General features: G+C 51.0%; 2 tRNA genes and 1 rRNA gene. All 3 read right to left on the bottom strand.

The annotated features are described in order from the left end of the window. Positions 1–1535, bottom strand: a 23S ribosomal RNA gene (locus CEY05_RS30695); the annotation flags it as partial. Between the two features lie 335 nt (positions 1536–1870). Continuing rightward, positions 1871–1946, bottom strand: a tRNA-Ala gene (locus tag CEY05_RS30690). Positions 1947–1981: 35 nt separating this feature from the next. Then, positions 1982–2058, bottom strand: a tRNA-Ile gene (locus CEY05_RS30685). Positions 2059–2188 lie beyond the last annotated feature (130 nt).

The following is a 2188-nucleotide window of genomic DNA, read 5'->3' as shown; positions in this document are numbered from 1 at the left end:
CGAAACATGTTCGCTCGTGCCACACCCTTGAGTCATGCGCCCGGATTTGCCTAAGCGCCCTCTCTAATGCAGCAACAGGGACTTCCAACACCCTGATGATCTTCCGCGATCCGTCCCCCCATCGCACTGTACGACGGTACTGGAATATTAACCAGTTTCCCATCAGCTACGCATCTCTGCCTCGCCTTAGGGGCCGACTCACCCTGCGCCGATGAACGTTGCGCAGGAAACCTTGGACTTACGGCGAGGGGGCTTTTCACCCCCTTTATCGCTACTCATGTCAGCATTCGCACTTCTGATACCTCCAGCAGCCTTTACAAGCCACCTTCACAGGCTTACAGAACGCTCTCCTACCGCGTGCACAAAGTGCACACCCGCAGCTTCGGTTTATCGCTTAGCCCCGTTACATCTTCCGCGCAGGACGACTCGATCAGTGAGCTATTACGCTTTCTTTAAAGGGTGGCTGCTTCTAAGCCAACCTCCTGACTGTCTATGCCTTCCCACTTCGTTTCCCACTTAGCGATAATTGGGGACCTTAGCTGGCGGTCTGGGTTGTTTCCCTCTTGAGTCCGGACGTTAGCACCCGGTGCTCTGTCTCCCAAGCTGGACTTGCGGGTATTCGGAGTTTGCCATAGTTTGGTAAGTCGCCATGACCCCCTAGCTATAACAGTGCTCTACCCCCCGCAGTCATACTTGAGGCACTACCTAAATAGTTTTCGGAGAGAACCAGCTATTTCCAGATTTGTTTAGCCTTTCACCCCTATCCACAGCTCATCCCCTAGTTTTTCAACACTAGTGGGTTCGGTCCTCCAGCACGTGTTACCGTGCCTTCAACCTGGCCATGGATAGATCATCTGGTTTCGGGTCTACACCCAGCGACTAAAATCGCCCTATTCGGACTCGCTTTCGCTACGCCTTCCCTAATCGGTTAAGCTCGCCACTGAATGTAAGTCGCTGACCCATTATACAAAAGGTACGCAGTCACCCCACAAGGAGGCTCCTACTGTTTGTATGCATACGGTTTCAGGATCTATTTCACTCCCCTTCCGGGGTTCTTTTCGCCTTTCCCTCACGGTACTGGTTCACTATCGGTCGATCACGAGTATTTAGCCTTGGAGGATGGTCCCCCCATCTTCAAACAGGATTTCACGTGTCCCGCCCTACTTTTCTTACGCTTAGTTCCACACACGGGATTTCGCCTACAGGGCTATCACCTGCTACGGCCGGACTTTCCATTCCGTTCGACTATCCCATGCGCTAAAACGTAAAGGCTGTTCCGATTTCGCTCGCCACTACTTTCGGAATCTCGGTTGATTTCTTTTCCTCGAGTTACTGAGATGTTTCAGTTCACCCGGTTCGCCTCCATGAGCTATGTATTCACTCATGGATACCGTCTTGCGACGGTGGGTTTCCCCATTCGGATATCTGCGGATCAAAGCTTGTTTGCCAGCTCCCCGCAGCTTTTCGCAGGCTACAACGTCCTTCATCGCCTGTGATCGCCAAGGCATCCACCATATGCACTTAGTCACTTGATCCTATAACGCTAATGGCTATAGCACCAAACAACCCACCTTCAATTTCACTGTATGTCTGACATGACATCGCATTTGTGCCGTTCCAAATTGCTTTAGAACTTATGATTGCAATCACAACCCGTATTCACCTTTCGTTCGAATTAACGAACTACTCGACAAACACATTGTCGTTTTGCTTCTTCCAGATTGTTAAAGAACGATATACAGCTATTGGATTAAAAACCCAACGTTTAAGACTTCACCGCCAAAGCGATGCAGCACTAAACGTTAGACTCTTGAATTCGCGGACCCGGGTTCTGTTTCGCAACCATCCCCATCTTGAACAACAAGAGGAGTGGTGGAGGTGAACGGGATCGAACCGATGACATCCTGCTTGCAAAGCAGGCGCTCTCCCAGCTGAGCTACACCCCCGTCTATGTCTCGCTTTTACACGCTACATAAAACCGTGGTGGGTCTGGTTGGATTCGAACCAACGACCCCCGCCTTATCAAGACGGTGCTCTAACCGACTGAGCTACAGACCCAATTCTTCATCGGATCCGCTGTGGATGACAGACAAGAGATACTCTCTCACTGCCCTGCCACCGATCCAGCCATATTAACAACCGATAAGTGTGGACACTTGACACCAATCACGCTTCGCTCTGAAAGGAG

Origin of the sequence: Achromobacter sp. HZ34 (genome assembly GCF_002209485.1) — a bacterium.
GTDB lineage: Bacteria > Pseudomonadota > Gammaproteobacteria > Burkholderiales > Burkholderiaceae_B > Bordetella_C.
This window is presented reverse-complemented; position numbering and strand designations above follow the sequence as displayed.